The sequence below is a fragment of the Caulobacter endophyticus genome (assembly GCF_003116815.1).
In the GTDB taxonomy this organism is placed as follows: domain Bacteria; phylum Pseudomonadota; class Alphaproteobacteria; order Caulobacterales; family Caulobacteraceae; genus Caulobacter; species Caulobacter endophyticus.
In genome coordinates, this window is sequence record NZ_QDKQ01000055.1 from 24,993 (window position 1) to 42,653 (window position 17,661).

At 68.5% G+C, this 17,661-nt stretch carries 11 protein-coding genes and 1 other annotated feature; of the genes, 3 read left to right on the forward strand and 8 right to left on the reverse strand.

Annotated elements, in window-relative coordinates:
• Window positions 1–122 precede the first annotated feature (122 nt).
• Window positions 123–2,654, forward strand: a complete 2,532-nt coding sequence (gene pleC, locus DDF67_RS15155; RefSeq protein ID WP_109101702.1) for a cell cycle histidine kinase PleC — start codon at window positions 123–125, stop codon at window positions 2,652–2,654.
• Between the two features lie 50 nt (window positions 2,655–2,704).
• Window positions 2,705–3,082, forward strand: coding sequence for a VOC family protein (locus DDF67_RS15160; RefSeq protein ID WP_109101703.1), 378 nt, complete (start codon window positions 2,705–2,707; stop codon window positions 3,080–3,082).
• Window positions 3,083–3,139: 57 nt separating this feature from the next.
• On the opposite strand, the gene DDF67_RS15165 is transcribed toward DDF67_RS15160, so the two are convergent.
• The gene (locus DDF67_RS15165; protein WP_109101704.1) at window positions 3,140–4,588 is read right to left on the reverse strand and encodes a SulP family inorganic anion transporter; all 1,449 of its coding nucleotides are present in this window, start codon (window positions 4,586–4,588) and stop codon (window positions 3,140–3,142) included.
• Window positions 4,589–4,633: 45 nt separating this feature from the next.
• Window positions 4,634–4,687 (reverse strand) — a sequence feature (sul1 is cis-regulatory element that is thought to sense ions involved in sulfur or methionine metabolism; They are found in Alphaproteobacteria).
• A 69-nt stretch (window positions 4,688–4,756) separates the two neighbouring features.
• Between DDF67_RS15165 and DDF67_RS15170 the strand changes: the two genes are divergently transcribed.
• Window positions 4,757–7,630: a M14 family metallopeptidase gene (locus DDF67_RS15170; RefSeq protein ID WP_408608611.1), complete on the forward strand. Its 2,874-nt coding sequence runs from the start codon at window positions 4,757–4,759 to the stop codon at window positions 7,628–7,630.
• Window positions 7,631–7,840: 210 nt separating this feature from the next.
• On the opposite strand, the gene DDF67_RS15175 is transcribed toward DDF67_RS15170, so the two are convergent.
• The 7 genes from DDF67_RS15175 to DDF67_RS15210 all read right to left on the reverse strand — a co-directional run bounded on the left by DDF67_RS15175 (window position 7,841) and on the right by DDF67_RS15210 (window position 17,632).
• A complete protein-coding gene (locus tag DDF67_RS15175) occupies window positions 7,841–8,947 on the reverse strand; it encodes a sugar kinase (protein ID WP_109101706.1) in 1,107 nt (368 codons plus the stop codon).
• A complete protein-coding gene (locus DDF67_RS15180; RefSeq protein WP_109101707.1) occupies window positions 8,947–9,621 on the reverse strand; it encodes a bifunctional 4-hydroxy-2-oxoglutarate aldolase/2-dehydro-3-deoxy-phosphogluconate aldolase in 675 nt (224 codons plus the stop codon). The genes DDF67_RS15175 and DDF67_RS15180 overlap by 1 nt, the downstream gene beginning before the upstream one ends.
• A gap of 515 nt (window positions 9,622–10,136) precedes the next feature.
• On the reverse strand, window positions 10,137–12,863 hold the full coding sequence (gene ppc, locus DDF67_RS15185) for a phosphoenolpyruvate carboxylase (protein ID WP_109101708.1): 2,727 nt from the start codon (window positions 12,861–12,863) through the stop codon (window positions 10,137–10,139).
• A gap of 340 nt (window positions 12,864–13,203) precedes the next feature.
• Window positions 13,204–13,962, reverse strand: a complete 759-nt coding sequence (kduD, locus tag DDF67_RS15190) for a 2-dehydro-3-deoxy-D-gluconate 5-dehydrogenase KduD (RefSeq protein WP_109101709.1) — start codon at window positions 13,960–13,962, stop codon at window positions 13,204–13,206.
• Between the two features lie 158 nt (window positions 13,963–14,120).
• On the reverse strand, window positions 14,121–14,963 hold the full coding sequence (gene kduI, locus DDF67_RS15200) for a 5-dehydro-4-deoxy-D-glucuronate isomerase (protein WP_109101710.1): 843 nt from the start codon (window positions 14,961–14,963) through the stop codon (window positions 14,121–14,123).
• A 26-nt stretch (window positions 14,964–14,989) separates the two neighbouring features.
• Window positions 14,990–16,444 carry a glucuronate isomerase gene (gene uxaC / locus DDF67_RS15205; protein WP_109101711.1) on the reverse strand — a complete coding sequence of 485 codons (1,455 nt, stop codon included), beginning with the start codon at window positions 16,442–16,444 and terminating at the stop codon, window positions 14,990–14,992.
• Window positions 16,445–16,549: 105 nt separating this feature from the next.
• A complete protein-coding gene (locus tag DDF67_RS15210) occupies window positions 16,550–17,632 on the reverse strand; it encodes a LacI family DNA-binding transcriptional regulator (RefSeq protein WP_109101712.1) in 1,083 nt (360 codons plus the stop codon).
• Between the last annotated feature and the right edge of the window lie 29 nt (window positions 17,633–17,661).

The following is a 17,661-nucleotide window of genomic DNA, read 5'->3' on the forward strand; positions in this document are numbered from 1 at the left end:
GGGTGACGGCGACCGAACGGGTACGGTAGATTCACCATAGTCGGCGAACTGACTCGCCTACTGAATCGGGCCCGTCCATGTCGGACCGGCCCTGGGGTGCTGCGGAGCAATCGGCGTTGCGAATGGGTGGGGCGAAACCCGGGAGGCCGGCGAAGGCCGGACTTTCGGCTGCGGGCGTGGCCCGCATGCGCGCCGCCCGGTCGTCGCAGGCCTATGTCCGCATCGTCATCCTGGCCGCCCTTCTGCTGCTGGCCGTCTACACCGCGCTGGGCGCCCACAAGCTGCAGAAGGAGGCGTCGGCGCCGCCCGGCGGCGCGGCGCTGGCCGCCCAGGCCCAGATCCTTTCGGGCAAGGTCGAGACCAACCTGGCGGCGCAGCGCGCGGGCCTGTCGGCCGCCGCCGACCTGCTGGAACGCGACCCGACCTCGGCCATGGACGCGGCCGAGACCGCCCTGCGCGCCGCCGGCGGCGAGGCCATGGCCATCGCCGTCTCCACCAACACCGAAGTGCTGGCCGTCGCCGGCCGCGACGCCTCGGCCGACTGGCGCCTGGCCGCCAAGGCCGCCGCCGCCTCGGGCCGCAGCGTCTGGGTCGGGGGCGTGGGCCGCAGCGGCCGCCTCTACGTGGCCATGGCCGCCCAGACCAGCGCCGGCCGCGGCTACGTCATCGCAGCCGGCGATCCCACCCGCCTGCTGGGCGAGCCGGGCAAGGAGCGCTCGGTGGCCCTGTTCCTGGCCGACGGCGGGCTGCTGGTCGGCGCCGGCCGCGCCGTGCAGGGCGCCGCGAGCCTGAGCCAGGCCTATACCCTTTCCGTCGAGGATCTGCAGGGAGGCGCGGCCGCCCTCACCGGTCGCGGCGTCGACGGCTCGAGCCTGGACGTCGCCTTCGAGCCCCTGGCCCAGGGCGCGCTGATCGCCGCCGTCAGCACGCCCAGCCACACCGTCGCCAATGTCGACCGCCGGCTGATGGAAGGGGCGCTGTCGCTCCTGATCCCGCTGGCCGCCGGCATCGCGCTGGCCCTGATCCTGATGCTGCAGAGCCGCCGCGCCGAGGCCGCCCAGCGCGAGTTCATCGACAGCGAGCAGCGCTTCCGCCTGGCCGTCGAGGCCGCTCGCTGCGGCATCTGGGAATGGGACCTGCGCTCGGACGAGGTCTACATGTCCGACGTCACCGGCGCGATGTTCGGCTGGGGCGGCGGCGGCGTCGCGCCCGGCCAGGACCTGGTCGAGCGGATCTCGGCCGACCACCGCGACCGGGTGCGCCAGGCGCTGGCCAACGCCGCCCAGTTCGGCGCCTTCGACGTGTCGTTCCGCATTCCCGCCCGCGAGCACGGCGGCCGCTCGATCTGGGTCGACGCGCGCGGCCAGGGCTTCGGCAAGCCCGGCGAGGACGGCTATTCGCGGATCATCGGCGTGGCGCTGGACGTCACCGAGGAGCGCCTGGCCCAGGCCCGCGCCCAGGCCGCCGAGAACCGCCTGCGCGACGCCATCGAGAGCGTGTCGGAGGCCTTCGTGCTCTGGGACCGCCAGGGCCGGCTGCTGATGTGCAACCGCAACTACCGCAACGTCTTCTCGCTGGAGCCCAAGCTGCTGAAGCCCGGCGCGGCCCGCGCCGAGGTCAACCGCTTCGCGGCCCTGGCCATCCGCCAGGACATCCCCGACCCGACCGGCGCCAAGGGCGTGCGCGAGGCCGAGTTGAACGACGGCCGCTGGATCCAGATCAGCGAGCGGCGCACGGCCGAGGGCGGCCTCGTCATGACCGCCGCCGACATCACCGCCATCAAGACCCAGGAAGAGGCTCGCCGCCGCAACGAGGAGCAGTTGCAGAACGCCGTCGCCGGCCTGGAGCGCAGCCAGGAGCAGCTGGCCGAGCTGGCCCGCAAGTACGAGATGGAGAAGGTCAAGGCCGAGGGCGCCAACAAGGCCAAGAGCGAGTTCCTGGCCAATATGAGCCACGAGCTGCGCACGCCGCTGAACGCCATCAACGGCTTCTCCGAGATCATGATGAACGAGATGTTCGGCCCGCTGGGCGACCAGCGCTACAAGGGCTACAGCCTCGACATCCACAATTCCGGCCAGCACCTGCTGGCGCTGATCAACGACATCCTCGACATGTCGAAGATCGAGGCCGGCAAGATGGCCCTGAAGTTCGAGCCCCTGCACCTGGAAGACGTCACCGAGGACGCCGTGCGTCTGGTGCGCAACCGCGCCGAGGCCGCGGGCCTGAAGCTGGAGGTCGACTTCCCGCCCCTGCCCGAGATCGAGGCCGACTATCGCGCGGTCAAGCAGGTGCTGCTGAACCTCTTGAGCAACGCCATCAAGTTCACCCCCCGCCAGGGCCGCGTCACCGTGCGCGCCGAGATCCGCCGCGACCCGCTGGGCGAGCGCGTGAAGGTGTCGGTGACCGACACCGGCATCGGCATCGCCGCCGAGGACCTGGCGCGCCTGGCCCGTCCGTTCGAGCAGGTGGAAAGCCAGCACTCCAAGACCACGCAAGGCACGGGCCTGGGCCTGGCGCTGACCAAGTCGCTGGTCGAGATGCACGACGGCGCGCTGGAGATGGTCTCGACGCCCGGCGACGGCACCACGGTCAGCTTCACCCTGCCGATCAGCCAGAGCAGCCCGATGCAGATGCGCGACTACGCGGTGGCGTAAGACCAAGGCTTGAGCCAAGCTCGCGGCGAAACCCGCCTTGGGAGCAGGTCATGTCCGTCGTCTCCGGAACGCCCGTCGCCTTCGTCCATGTCAGCGACCGCCAGCGCGCGCTCGACTTCTATGTCGGGACGCTGGCTCTCGAAGTGCGGGGCTCCGATCCGTTCGGCGACTTTCTCGCTCTCGAAGGCGCGCTGATCCGCCTGACCGCCCTGCCCGGGCACAAGGCCGACGCCCATCCCGTGTTCGGCTGGCACGTCTACGACATCGAGGCCGGCGTGAAGGCGCTGACCAAGCGCGGCGTGGTCTTCACGATCTACGAGGGCTTCGGCCAGGACGCCCTGGGGATCTGGACCGCGCCAGGCGGCGCGGCCAGGGTCGCGTGGTTCGCCGATCCCGACGGCAATGTGCTCAGCCTGTCGCAGGGGTGAGACGGTGCGTCCTTCGAGGCCCGCTGAGCGGGCGCCTCAGGATGAGGGTGCGGGGCGTCAGTGCGCGCCCAGCCTGGTCACCAGCGCTTCTCCCGCCTCGTCCAGCCCCACGACCTCCACCGCCGCCCCCTGGCGGCGATAGCGCAGCACCACCTTGTCGAGCGCGCCGACGGCGGTGACGTCCCACAGGCGCACGGCGGTCATGTCGATCTCGACGCTCGCGGGATGGCCGTGGAATTCGAAGCCGGCGGCGAACAGCTCGGCCGAAACGAAGAACAGCTGGCCCTCGACCACATAGCGACGGGCGGCCGCGCTGCTGTCGTCACGCTCCCTCACGACGATCATCTTGCCCACCTTGCGGGCGAAGAACAGCACGCTGAGCAGCACGCCCAGCACGACGCCCTTGGCCAGGTCGTGGGTGATCAGCACCGTCACGGTGGTGGCCAGCATGACGATGGTCGACTGCAGGGGCGTGGAGCGCAGCTTGCGTACCGAGTTCCAGTCGAAGGTCGTGAAGGCGACCATGATCATCACCGCCACCAGGGCGGCCATCGGGATCTTCGCCACCCAGTCGCGCAACACCAGGATCAGGATCAGCAGGAAGAGGCCCGCCCAGAAAGTCGACAGGCGCGAGCGGCCGCCGGACTTCACGTTGATGATCGACTGGCCGATCAGGGCGCAGCCGGCCATGCCGCCCAGCAGCGGCGAGACGATATTGGCGATGCCCTGGCCGCGGGTCTCGCGGTCCTTGTCGGACGGGCTGTCGGTCAGGTCGTCGAGCAGGTTGGCGGTCAGCAGGCTTTCCAGCAGGCCCACGACGGCCAGGGTCAGCGAGACCGGGGCGATGATCTTCAGGGTCTCCAGGCTCAGGGGCACGGCCGGCAGGTGGAAGTGCGGAAGGGTGGTAGGCAGCTGGCCCATGTCGCCGACGGTGCGCACGGGCAGGTTCAGGGCGATGGCCACGGCGCTGAGCGCCAGGATCGCCACCAGCGACGAAGGAACCGCCCTGGTCAGACGCGGGAACAGATAGATGATCGCAAGGCCCGCTCCCACCAGGGCGAAGGTCTGCCAGTTGCCGCCGATCAGCTGGGGCATCTGGGCCATGAAGATCAGGATGGCCAGCGAGTTGACGAAGCCGCTCATCACCGAGCGCGAAACGAACTTCACGTAGCGGCCCAGCCGCAGCAGGCCGATGACGATCTGGATCACGCCGGTCAGCAGGCTGGCGGCGAACAGGTACTCGATGCCGTGGTCGCGCACGAGGCCGCCCATCAGCAGCGACATGGCCCCGGTGGCCGCCGAGATCATCGCCGGCCGGCCGCCGACGAAGGCGATGGTCATGGCGATCACGAACGAGGCGTAGAGCGTCACGGCCGGGTCGACCCCGGCGATGAACGCAAAGGCCAGGGCCTCGGGGATCAGGGCCAGGGCGACGACCGTGCCGGCCAGCAGGTCGCGGCCAGGATTGGCGAGCCATTGCTGGCGCGTCTTGGCGAGGAAGCTCATGGGGATCTGTCTTGCGTGGTGGGCGGCGCGCGATCGCGCCGCGAAGGTTTCCCGAGGGATCGGCGCCCGGGGTAGCCATCCGGCCAGGCCGGATCCGTTGTGCAGCGTGCTGATGCCGCATCCGGTCGCGCGGAGCAAGCATCCCGTCCGCGAACTATTTTTCCGTCGATGGTGGCCCAACTTGCGGTTTCGTGCTCCGCCTGCGTCAAGCTTAGGGGGCCGGCGAAAAAGCACGCCCCGCTTTGGTGGATGGGGAGTGCGATGACGCGACACGTAGCGATGGCCGGGGCCGCCCTGGCGCTGGTGATGAGTTTCGGCGGAATGTCGGCCTTTGCCGGCGAGATCACCCCGCCCGCCAAGGCCTTCGCCCAGGATCCGGGCAGCGACTACTTCCTGGCCGACTACACCGCCTACGAGGCCTATCTGAAGACCCTGGCCGGCCAGTCGGACCGCATGAAGCTGGTCGATATCGGCAAGTCCGAGGAAGGCCGCACCCAGTGGATGGCCATCGTCTCCTCGCCGGCCAACCTGGCCAAGCTCGACGAATACAAGGCCGTCGCCCGCAAGCTGGCCAAGGGTGAAGTCGGCAAGGAGGAGGCCGAGAAGCTGGCCGCCATGGGCAAGGCCGTGGTCTGGATCGACGCGGGCATGCACGCCACCGAGACGGTGACCTCGCAGGGCCAGATCCAGGTGCTTTACCGGATGCTGACCAAGACCGATCCCGAGACGCTGCGCATCCTCGACGACGTCATCGTGCTGTTCGGCCACGACAATCCCGATGGCATGGAGCTGGTCTCGGACTGGTACATGCGCAACGCCGATCCGCAGAAGCGCGAGTACAACTCGATCCCGCGCCTGTACCAGAAGTACGTCGGACACGATAACAACCGCGACAGCTTCATGTCGCAGATGTCGGAAACCACCAACGTCAACAAGGTGCTGTTCCGCGACTGGTATCCGCAGATCATCTACAACCAGCACCAGCCGGCCCCGAACGGCATGGTGGTGTTCGTCCCGCCGTTCCGCGATCCGTTCAACTACAACTACGACCCGCTGGTCATGACCTCGCTGCAGGAAGTCGGCATGGCCATGCACAGCCGCCTGGTGGCCGAGGACAAGCCGGGCTCGGGCGCCCGCAGCGCCGCGCCCTACTCGACCTGGCACAACGGCATGGAACGCTCCATCGCCTACTTCCACAACGCCGTGGGCCTGCTGACCGAGATCACCGGCTCGCCGACGCCGATGCCGCTGAACCTGGTGCCGGACGTTCAGCTGCCCAACGGCGACCGCACCATGCCGGCCCCGCCGCAGACCTGGCATCTGGCCCAGACGGTCGAGTACCAGTGGAGCCTGGACCGCGCGGTCATGGACTATGCCTCGCGCAACCGCGAGCGCATGCTGTTCAACATCTGGAAGATGGCCAGCAATTCGATCGCCAAGGGCAGCAAGGACAGCTGGACGATCACCCCGACCGAGATCGACGACCTGAAGGCCGCCGGCGCCAAGGTGAAGTTCGAGGGCCGCGTCACCGGCTCGCCGACCTCGGCCTCGGTGGACCCCTCGCTCTACAAGACCATCCTGCAGGCTCCGGAGAAGCGTGATCCGCGCGGCTACATCCTGACCGCCGATCAGGCCGACAAGCCGACCGTGGTGGCGTTCCTGAACGCCCTGATCAAGGCCGGCGTCGACGTCGACGAGGCGACCAAGCCCTTCACCGTGGCCGGCAAGACCTATCCGGCCGGCTCCTACGTGCTGAAGACCGCCCAGGCCTATCGCCCGCACATCCTCGACATGTTCGAGCCGCAGGACCACCCGCACGACGCCGAGTATCCGGGCGGTCCGCCCAAGGCCCCCTACGACGTCACCGGCTATACCCTGGCCTACCAGACGGGCGTGAAGTTCGACCGTGTCCTCGACGGCTTCGACGGGCCGTTCCAGCGCGTGCCCGACCTGATCGCGGTCAAGCCGGGCGCCGTGAAGGGCACGGGCAAGGCCGGCTGGCTGATCGACCACGCGCCCAACAACGCCTTCACCCTGACCAACCGGCTGCTGAAGGCCGGCGCCCAGGTCTCGTGGCTGAAGGACGGAGCCAAGGTCGGCAAGCAGAGCTTCGCCGCCGGCGCCATCTGGGTCCCCTACTCGCCCGCCGCCGCCAGCGTGATCGACGCCGGCGTCAAGGACCTGGGCATCGACGCCTGGGCGGTCGGTTCCAAGCCGGGCGGCTCGGCCCTGCCTCTGAAGCCGATCCGCGTGGGCCTCGTGGACGTCTATGGCGGCTCGATGCCCTCGGGCTGGAACCGCTGGATGTTCGAAAAGTTCGAGGCGCCCTTCCAGGTGGTCTACCCGCAGCGTCTGGACGCCGGCAACCTGGCCAAGGACTTCGACGTTCTGGTGTTCGCCGACGGCGTCGTGCCGGCCACGCCCGGCGGTCCGTTCCGCGCCGGCCGCGGCTATCCGCAGCCCAAGGCCGAGGACATTCCGGCCGAGTACCACGGCTGGCTCGGCACGGTGACCGACGAGACCACCATCCCGCAGCTCAAGGCCTTCGCCGAGAACGGCGGCACGGTGATCGCCATCGGCGCCTCCACCCGCCTGGCCACCGCCTTCGGCGCGCCGGTCGAGGTGGCAACGGCCAAGACCGAGAACGGCAAGCTGGTGGGCCTGTCGACCAAGGAGCTCTACATCCCCGGCTCGGTGCTGCGGGCCAAGGTCGACGTCACCCAGCCGTTGGCCTACGGCATCCCGGCGGACGTGGACATCTTCTACGACCGCTCGCCGACCTTCACCCTGAAGTCGGACGCCAAGGGCGTGTCGAAGGTCTCGTGGTTCGACAGCGACAAGCCGCTGCGCAGCGGCTGGGCCGTCGGCCAGGAGCGCCTGAAGGACACCACGGCGATCCTCGACGTCGACGTGGGCAAGGGCAAGCTGTTCGTCATGGGCCCGGAAATCACCCAGCGGGCGCAGTCGTACGGGACGTTCAAGTTCCTGTTCAACGGCATGCTGTACGGGCCGGCGGCGAGCGCGGCGAGCGCGGCGAAATAGGCTTCAAACACCGTAGAAATGGAAAAGCCCCGGCGCAGGACCGGGGCTTTTTCTTTGCCCTTCTCCCTGGAGGGAGAAGGTGGCGGCCGAAGGCCGTCGGATGAGGGGTTAGGGACCGGAGACGGCGTGCCGGCACGACGGCCCGCACCGTAACCCCTCCCCCTCCCACGCCTGCGGCGCGGGCCCCTCCCTCTCCCCTCCGGGAGAGGGTTATCTGATAACCCGAGCCCCAGCGCCCTTCACAAGCGCCTCGACCTCCTTGAGCCGCACCATCGAGGTGTCGCCCGGGGTGGTCATGGCCAGGGCCGCGTGGGCCGCGCCGTAGTCGACGGCGGCTTGCGGTCCCAGGTTCTCCATCAGGGCGTAGGCCAGGCCCGAGGCGAAGCCGTCGCCGCCGCCGATGCGGTCGTAGATGGCCAGGCCATCGCGCATCGGGGCCTCGTAGAAGGCCCCGTCTGCCCACAGGATGGCGCCGAAGTCGTTGACGCTGGCCGAGCGCACGGCCCGCAGGGTGGTGGCCAGGACCTTCAGGTTCGGGAAGGCCTTCACCGCCTGCGGGGCCAGGGTCTTGAAGTTGGCCGGGTCGGTGGGCGGGAGCCCCTTCACCAGGCCGTCGATCTCCATCCCCAGGCACACCACGAAGTCATGATCGTTGCCGATCATCACGTCGGTCATGGCGGCGATCTTGCGGTTCAGGGCCTGAGCGGCGTCGAGGCCGCCGCGGTCCTTCCACAGCGAGGCGCGGTAGTTCTGGTCGAAGCTGACGATGACGCCGTGCTTCCTGGCGACCTCAAGGGCCTCCAGCACCACCTCGGCGGTGTTGCTGGCCAGGGCCGTGAACACGCCGCCGGTGTGGAACCAGCGCACGCCCTCCTCGCCGAACAGCCGCTCCCAGTCGATCTCGCCGGGGCGCAATTGCGAGGCGGCCGAGTTGGCGCGGTCGGAGACGCCCAGGGCCGGCCGCACGCCGAAGCCGCGCTCGGTGAAGTTCAGGCCGACCCGAGTGTTGCGGCCCAGGCCGTCGAACTCGCGCCAGACCACGTGGCTCATGTCCACGCCACCCTGGCCGATCAGGTCCTGGACCAGCCAGCCGAGATCGCTGTCGGGCAGGGCCGTGGCGACGGTGGCGCGCTTGCCCCAGCACTTGCTCATGCCGCGGGCGAAGTTGTACTCGCCGCCGCCTTCCCAGACCTGGAACTGGCGGGCGTTGCGCACCCGCCCGTCGCCGGGATCGAGCCTCAGCATCACCTCGCCGAGGGCCGCGCAGTCCCAGCGGGTCTCGGACGCCGGGCGAAGCTTAAGGATCGGATCGCTCATCAGGCCTTGCCACGCACCTTGGCGATCAGGTCGACCGTCTCACGCACCTTCTTGGAGATGCCGGCGTAGTCCTTGGCGTCGAGGGCTTCCTGGGTGATCAGCTTGGAGCCCATGCCGGCGGCGACGATGCCGGCGCCGAACCACTTCCTGATCGAGGCCTCGTCCGGATCGACGCCGCCCGTCGGCATGATCTTGGTCCAGGGCATCGGGCCCATCACGGCCTTGATGAAGTCCGGGCCGCCGACCGACGAGCCGGGGAACACCTTGACGATCTCGCAGCCCAGCTCCTGGGCGTAGGAGATCTCGGTCGCCGAGCCGCAGCCGGGGCTGTAGGGGATCATGCGGCGGTTGCACAGCTTGGCCACGTCGGCGTTGACGATCGGGCTGACCATGAACTTGGCGCCGTTGGCGATGTAGAGGCCGGCGGTCGGCGCATCGACGATCGAGCCGACGCCCATAATCACGCGCGGATCGGCCGAGGCGAAGTGCTTGGTGACTTCGTAGAAGACGTTGGCGGCGAAGTCGCCGCGGTTGGTGAATTCGATGCAGGGCGCGCCGCCGTCGGCGCAGGCCTGGATGACGTTCTTACAGATCTCGACGTCCGGGTGGTAGAACACCGGCACCACGCCTTGGGTCTCAAGGGCCTGCAGCACCGCCATACGGTTCTTCAGCATTCTCGTACTCCTCCCGGAAAGGGCCGTTCTTGCGCGAGGCGCCGCCGTGGCGCGCCGCGCGTGGAAGATCTGTTCGGGCGATCCCTTAGCCCGCGCGCGCGACTTGCGCCACAGGGCGTGGCTGCCGCCGCGTCACTTTCCGCGAGCCCCCTGCCCCCGGCGAAATAAAGGGCGCCGATCCAAGGCCCGGCGCACACCCCAAGGTAAAATAAAGGACGCCGAGCTAAAGCTCGACGCGCACTCCAAGGTAAAATGAAGGGCGTCGAGCTAAAGCTCGACGCCCTGGGAAAGTTTGCGCAGGAGCGAACTCAAAGAGCCGCAGGACGCCGGGCCGGGGGAGCCGACCCAAAACGTCGTGACACCGGTAGCAAGAAGAGCTCGGCTCGTTTTGTCACCGGTGTCATAGACAGATAAGCGCAGTTTCGGCATTTGAGCAAGCCTGTAGAAAACGTCGCTCGTGGACCGTTGGCGTTTTTTCGGGCGCGCCGAATAAGCATCGGCGCGCCCTGCTCCGATCAGCCGGTGTTGCGCAGGCCCGCCGCGATGCCGGCCACGGTCAGCTGGATGGCCAGGCGCACGTCCTCGGCCTGCTCGCCGCCGCGACGGCGGGCCAGAAGCTCCAGCTGCAGGTGGTTCAAAGGGTCGACCGAGTGGCCGGCCAGGGCCACCGACTCGGCCAGCTCCGGCTGGTTGTCGAGCAGGCTGGCGCCGCCGCGGATGGCCAGGGCGATCTCGGTGGCCTTGTCGTGCTCGCGCTTGATGGTCTCGAAGATCCGCTGGGCGTTGTCCTGGTCGGGCGACAGGGCCACGTAGCGGGCGGCGATGCCCATGTGGCTCTGGGCCAGGGCCAGCTCCATGTTCGACAGCAGCGAGGCGAAGAAGTCGAAGCCGCCGGCCAGATCCTGAAGTTGGCCCGTCGACAGGCCCGCGCGCTCGACGCCCGCGGCGAAGCCGTACCAGCCCGGCAGCATGAAGCGGGCCTGAGACCAGGAAAACACCCACGGGATGGCGCGCAGATCCTCGATCTTGCGGCTGGCGGTGCGGCTGGCCGGACGGCTGCCGATGTTCAGGCCGACGATCTCGCCGATCGGGGTGGCCGACCAGAAGAAGTCCTCGAACGCCGGGTCGTCGTAGACGAGCGCGCGGTAGCCCTCGAACGAGGCCTGGGCCAGGGCGGTCATCGCCGCCTCGACCTTGGGATCGGGGCGCAGGGCGTCGCGCTGGCTGGACTGGACCACGGCGGCGGCCAGGCCGTCGAGGTTGCGGCGGGCGGTCGGCTGGTCGCCGAAGCGGCGGGCGATCATCTCGCCCTGCTCGGTCATGCGGATGCGGCCCTGGACGGTGCCGGCCGGCTGGGCCAGCACGGCCTCGGCGGCCGGCCCCCCGCCCCGCCCGACGCTGCCGCCGCGGCCGTGGAACAGCTGGATGCCCACGCCCATGCGGTCGGCCTCGAACGCCAGGGCCGAGGCGCCGCGCGCCACGCCCCGACGGCTGGCGACATAGCCGCCGTCCTTGTTGCTGTCTGAGTAGCCGAGCATGATCTCCTGCACCGGCCGGTCGCCCAGGATGGTGCGGCTGATCGGCAGCTCCAGCCACTGGCGCAGCACGCGCGGGCCGTTCTCCAGGTCCTCGATGGTCTCGAACAGCGGGGCGATCTTCAGCGACGAGCGCGGCGCAGCGCCCCCCCAGACCAGGCCGACCTGCTTGAGCAGCACCAGCGGCTCGAGGATGTCCGACAGGGTGGCCGACTTGGAGATGATGTAGGCGCCGATGCAGGCGTGGCCATAGTCGCGCACGGCCTGGGCCGCGGCCTCCATGGTGGCCAGTTCCTTGGCCGTCTCCTCGCCATAGGCGGTGAACGGCGAGACCAGGGGCCGCTGATGCGACAGCTCCTCGATCAGCAGCTTGGAGCGAGCGTCCTCGTCGAGGTCGAGATAGCGCACGCCCGAGCCCGAGCGCTGGTAAAGCTCGTGGATGGTGCGCTCGTGGACGTCGGCGTTCTGGCGCAGGTCCAGGCTCAGCAGGTGGAAGCCGCAGGCCTTGGCCACGGCGACCAGGGTGCGCAGGGCCGAACCGACCAGGCGCTCGCCGCCGTTGGCTTCCAGCGACTCGATGATGATCTGCAGGTCGGCGACGAAGGCGTCGGGGTGAGCATAGGGCTCGACGTCGGTGCGGCTGGTGGCGTAGGCCACCCACTGGCCGGTCAGCTTCTGCGACACGGCCGTGAGGCGGTCGAAGATCAGTTCCAGGGCCAGGCGGTAGGGCTCGTCCAGGCGGTGCACCGACGGGTCCTTGGCCTGGGACGCCAGGGCCAGCAGTTCGTCCGACACCGGGGTGTAGGCGGTCGAGACGGCCAGGTTCGACCACAGCTTGCGCACCTCGCCGGCGTACCAGTCGAGGATCACCCGCGACTGCGAAGAGAGGGCCAGCTTCAGGGTCTCGCCGTTGACGCCGGGATGGCCGTCGCGGTCGCCGCCCAGCCACGAGCCCATCTTCAGCAGCGGCGCGATGTGGCCGTGGCTGCCGATCTTGCCCGACCATTCCTCGTAGAGATCGACCATGGCCGGAAGGATCGAGGTGCGGACGATCGACAGGGCGTTACGGATCTCGTCCTTCACGGTGATCCGCTCGGGACGATAGAGGCGGGTGCGCCACATCAGGGCGATCTCGCGGAACAGGCGCTCGCGGATGTCGGCTTCCAGGTCGGCCGGCAGATGATGGCGGCGCAGGGTCATCAGGCGCGAGATCTCGGTCTCGCGATCGACCATGCTGCGGCGGCGCACTTCGGTAGGGTGGGCGGTCAGCACCGGCACCACGTTCATGGCGGCGAAGATCTTGGCGAGCTCGGCGTCGGTCTTGCCCTCGGCCTTCAGGGCCGCGACGGCGTCGACCAGGGTGCGGGCGCGCTCGTCGCCGGGACGGGCGTCGGCCTCGGCGTGGCGGCGGCGGCCGGCGACGTCCTCGCCGATGTTGGCCAGCAGCGAGTGGCTGGCGAAAGCCCGCGCCAGGAACACGGCCTGATCGTTCGACAGGTCGGCGAACAGGTGGTCCAGACCCGGCGCTTCGCCTTCCTCGGTCTCGTGCGCGGCGGCCTTGCGGGCCTTGCTGACCAGGCCGGCGGCGTCCTCGCCTTCCAGGTAGGCGATGGCCTCGATGAGGAGGTCGCCCAGCAGGTTGGCGTTCTGCCGCACGTCGCGGCTGGTGGGACGGCTGGCGCCGAGGGAGAGGGCCGAGTCGCGCATGCGCATGCTCCATCACCACCGCCAGGGAGAGCGGTGGACGTAGGGACTGTAAGAACTGATCTAACGGTTCTCGCGTTCAGCCCGGCCCGGTCGAACGCTTGAGCGTGACAGCCAAAAGCGTGAGCGGTTTGGCGCCCGTCACGCTCCGACTATCAAGCTTGCGGGCTCTAGCGCCCTTCTTCGCCTTGGGGAAGCCGGGCCATTCAATGGTTGCGCTACCATCGTTCAGCGGCGCGCATTTTGTGCGTGGGCGGGCGCCATCGAGCTCTTGAAACGAAAAATCCCCGCGAAGTCGCCTTCGCGGGGATCGAACGCTCGGATAGCCCGAAGGCCTGGAGCCTTAGCGCGCCAGCCAGCCGCCGTCGACCGGCAGGGTCACGCCCTGGACGTAGTCGGCCGCCGGCGAAGCCAGGAACACCGCCGCGCCGCCCAGGTCTTCCGGACGCCCCCAGCGGCCAGCCGGGATGCGGGCCAGGATCGAGGCGTTGCGGTCGGCGTCGGCGCGCAGGGCCTCGGTGTTGTTGGTGTCGAAATAGCCCGGCGCGATGGCGTTGACGTTGATGCCCTTGGTCGCCCACTCGTTGGCCAGGATCTTGGTCAGGCCGGCCAGGCCGGACTTGGCGGCCGTGTACGAGGGCACGCGGATGCCGCCCTGGAACGACAGCAGGGAGGCGATGTTGATCACCTTGGCGCCGGTCCCTTGCGCCAGGGCTTGCTTGGCGAAGGCCTGGGTCAGGAAGAAGACGACCTTGAGGTTGGTGTCGATCACCGCGTCCCAGTCGGCCTCGGAGAATTCGATCGAGTCGGCGCGGCGGATGATGCCGGCGTTGTTCACGAGAATGTCGACCTTGCCGAAGGCGGCGACGGTTTCGTCGACCACGCGCTGCACGGGCTCGGTGGTCGAGAAGTCGGCCTTGATCGACACGAACTTGCGGCCCAGCGCCTCGACGGCGGCCTTGGTCTCGGTCGGTTCGCTGCGACCCGCGGCGGCGATGTCGGCGCCGGCCTGAGCGAGCGCGATGGCGATCCCCTGCCCGATGCCGGTGTTGGCGCCGGTGACGAGCGCGACCTTGCCTTCGAGGCTGAACGGATTGGCCATGGTGTTTAGTTTCCTGAATCCCAAAGTGTCGTCATCCCGGACGGCCGAAGGCCGATCCGGGACCCAGGGGCCGGCGCACTGCGGCTGCTCTGGGTCCCGGCTCTACGCTTCGCTCCGGCCGGGATGACGGCCGGAGCGAGGTCGGAGGCATGTTACGCCTACTTCAGCTGGCAGATGTCCAGCACGTTCATGTCGGTGTAGTCGAGGTTCTCGCCGCCCATCGCCCAGATGAAGGTGTAGTTGGCGGTGCCCGAACCCATGTGGATCGACCACGGCGGGCTCATGACGGCTTCCTCGTTGGCCATCACGATGTGACGCATCTCGTCCGGCTCGCCCATGTAGTGGAACACCCGGTCGTTCTCGCCCAGGCCGAAGTAGAAGTAGGCTTCCGAACGACGGTCGTGCAGGTGGGGCGGCATGGTGTTCCAGACGCTGCCCGGCTTCAGGACGGTCATGCCCAGCAGCAGCTGAGCCGACTTGCAGGTGGTCGGGACGATGTACTGGTAGATGGTGCGCTCGTTGCTGGTTTCGAGAGCGCCGCGCTCGAGCGGGATGGCGTCGGCGAAGGCCAGCTTCTTGGTTTCGAACGAGGCGTGGGCCGGCAGGCTGACCAGGTAGAAGCGGGCGGCTTCGCCGTTCGTACCTTCGAAGGTCACGTCTTTGGCGCCCATGGTGACGTAGAGGCCGTCACGCGGAACGATGTCGTAGACGACGCCGTCGACGGTGATCTTGCCGGTGGTCTCGCCGACGTTGATCACGCCCAGCTCGCGGCGCTCCAGGAAGGGGTGGCCGGCGGCCGAGGCGGGCTCGGTCTGGTCGGGCAGCTTCACGGCGGTCGAGGCGACGACGCCGCCGATCACGAAGCGTTCGGCGTGGTTGTAGTTCAGGACGATCTCGCCTTCGACGAAGAGGTCCTGCATCAGGTAGCGATCGCGCAGGTCGTCGTTGCTGACGGCGAACATCATGTCCGGATGGGTGGCGTGGTAGGTCTTGGCGAACATCGAGAAATACTCCGGAAGTGGTGTTCTTATTCGGCAGCGAGCGCCGGGGCCGGGAGAGGCCGCGGCTGATCGAGCTTGTAGGCCTTCTTAGGCAGATTGTACGTCAGGTCTACGATGAGCTCCTGAGCTTCCACCAAATCCATGCGGTGTTCGCTCACCATGCGGCCTAGGAAGGCGCTGTCGACCCGGCGGGCGACATCGTGGCGGGCGGGAATCGACAGGAAGGCGCGGGTGTCGTCGTTGAAGCCGACGGTGTTGTAGAAGCCGGCGGTCTCGGTGACCTGCTCGCGGAAGCGCATCATGCCTTCCGGGCTGTCGTGGAACCACCAGGAGGGGCCGAGCTTCAGCGTGGGATAGTGGCCGGCCAGCGGGGCCAGTTCGCGACTGTAGGTCGTCTCGTCCAGGGTGAACAGGATGATCGACAGGCGCTTGTCGTTGCCCAGGCGCGTCAGCAGCGGCTTCAGGGCCTGGACGTACTCGGTGCCGACCGGAATGTCGGCGCCCTTGTCGCGGCCGTGCGATTCCAGCAGGCCGACATTGTGGTTGCGGTGCGAGCCGGGGTGAATCTGCATCACCAGGCCGTCCTCGAGGCTCATCTTGGCCATCTCGGTCAGCATCTGGGCGCGGAACAGCTCGGCCTTTTCCGGCGTGACGTCGCCCTTCACCAGGCTCTGGAACAGGCTTTCCGTCTCCGCGTCGCTCAGGTCGGCGGTGGCGGCGGTCGGGTGGCCGTGGTCGGACGAGGTGGCGCCGGCCTCGATGAAGGCGGCGCGGCGGAGGCGGTGGGCTTCGAGGTAGCCTTTCCAGCTGTAGACATCCTGGCCAGAAACCTCGGCGAAGCGTTCGAAGGCGCGGGGGCCGCGCTCGTCCTCGAAGTCGATGACTGCGTCGGGGCGGTAGGCGGTGATCACGTGGCCGCCCCAGCCGCTCTCGCGGATCGCCTTGTGGTGCTTCAGCGGATCATGCGGGCCCTCGGTGGTGGCCAGGGTCTCGATGTTGAAGCGGTCGAACAGCGCGCGCGGGCGGAAGGCGTCAGTGGCCAGGGCCTCGTTGATGCCGTCGAAATAGGCGTCGGCGTTGTCCTCGCCGAGGAACTCGGTGAAGCCGAACACCTTGCTGAACACGTGATTCAGCCAGATCCACGACGGCGTGCCGCGGAACAGGTGGAAGTTCTTGGCGAACAGCTTCCAGGCCGCGCGCGGGTCGGTGGCCGGCACGCCGGACTTGCGCGGAACCTTCAGATCGTCCAGCGCCACGCCCTGGCTGTAGAGCATGCGGAAGACATAGTGGTCGGGCGCCAGCAAGAGGTCGGTGGCGTCGCGAAACGGCTCGTTGGTGGCGAACCATGCCGGGTCGGTGTGGCCGTGCGGGCTGATGATCGGCAGGGCCGCGACGGTGGCGTAGAGCTCACGGGCGATGCCGCGGACGGTCGGATCGGCCGGGAACAGGCGGTCGTCGTGCAAAATCAGGGGCCGGGCCATGGCGTGTCTCCTCGTCCCTTCGCCGGCGGCTGCTAGATGGCCGCTTCGTGGCGCTTGGTAACCGGTGTCAAAGTTCGGTGCAAGGTGCAGGGCGCGGCGCGCACCCTACACTTTCTTCGGGGTGGCGGAAGACTCGCGCGCCACCAGATAGGGGATGATCGTGGACGGATCTCCCGGTTCGTAGCCTTCGCGGGCGATCAGCTTCTCGGCGGCCATGCGGCCCACCTCCCGCGTCGGAATGTGGATCGTGGTCAGCGGCGGCCAGACGGCCTGGGCGATCTGGAAGTCGTCAAAGCCCACCACGGTCAGATCTTCGGGCACGGTGAGGCCGGCGCGGCGGGCGGCCTGCAGCACGCCGGCGGCCATTTCGTCATTGCCGGCGAAGATGGCGGTCGGGCGCGGGGTCTTGGCCAGCAGCGCCTCGCCGCAGGCCAGGCCCGATTCGAAGGTGTAGGCGCCCTGCACCACATAGTCGGGGTCGAGCTTGACGCCGGCCTTGGCCAGGGCGTCCTCGAAGCCCCCTCGCCGCTCGTGCGACGAGCGGAAGCTGGGCAGACCGGTGATGAAGCCGATGCGCTCATGTCCCAGCGACACCAGGTGCTCGCCCATGGCCTGGGCGCCCAGCCGGTCGTGGCCGACGATCATGTGCTCTTCCTCGTCCAGCGGGACCGAGGCGATGCGGATGTATTCGCAGCCGATGTCGCGCAGCAGGTCGGCGACGCGCTCGTCCTCCGACACCGACGGCGGCAGGACCACGCCGAACAGCTTCTGCCGCTCGATGAACATCCGCACGTCCTGCAGGAAGGTGGGGCTCCCGCGGTCGCACGGGTGGACCACCAGCTCGAAGCCCGAGCCGCGCATGCCGTCCAGCAGACCCAGCTGCATGTTCACGACGTATTGCGGGTTGGGGTTGTCGTAGATCATGCCGATCAGGAACGAGCGGCGGAACGCCAGGCCGCGGGCCTGGGGATCGGGGGCGTAGCCCCATTCGGCGATCACCGCCTCGATCCGCTGGCGCGTCTCTTCGCGCACGAAGGGCGACTGGTTGATCACCCGCGACACGGTCTTCTTGGAGACCCCCGCCAGGCGGGCGATGTCGTTGATGGTGGCGCGGCGTCGACCGCTTTCCAGAGCGGCGTTCACATCCGAGTCGTCGGCGGACTTGTTGGGCGTCTTGGACGAGGTCACGGCGTTTCCATGCGGCGGATGTTCTTTTC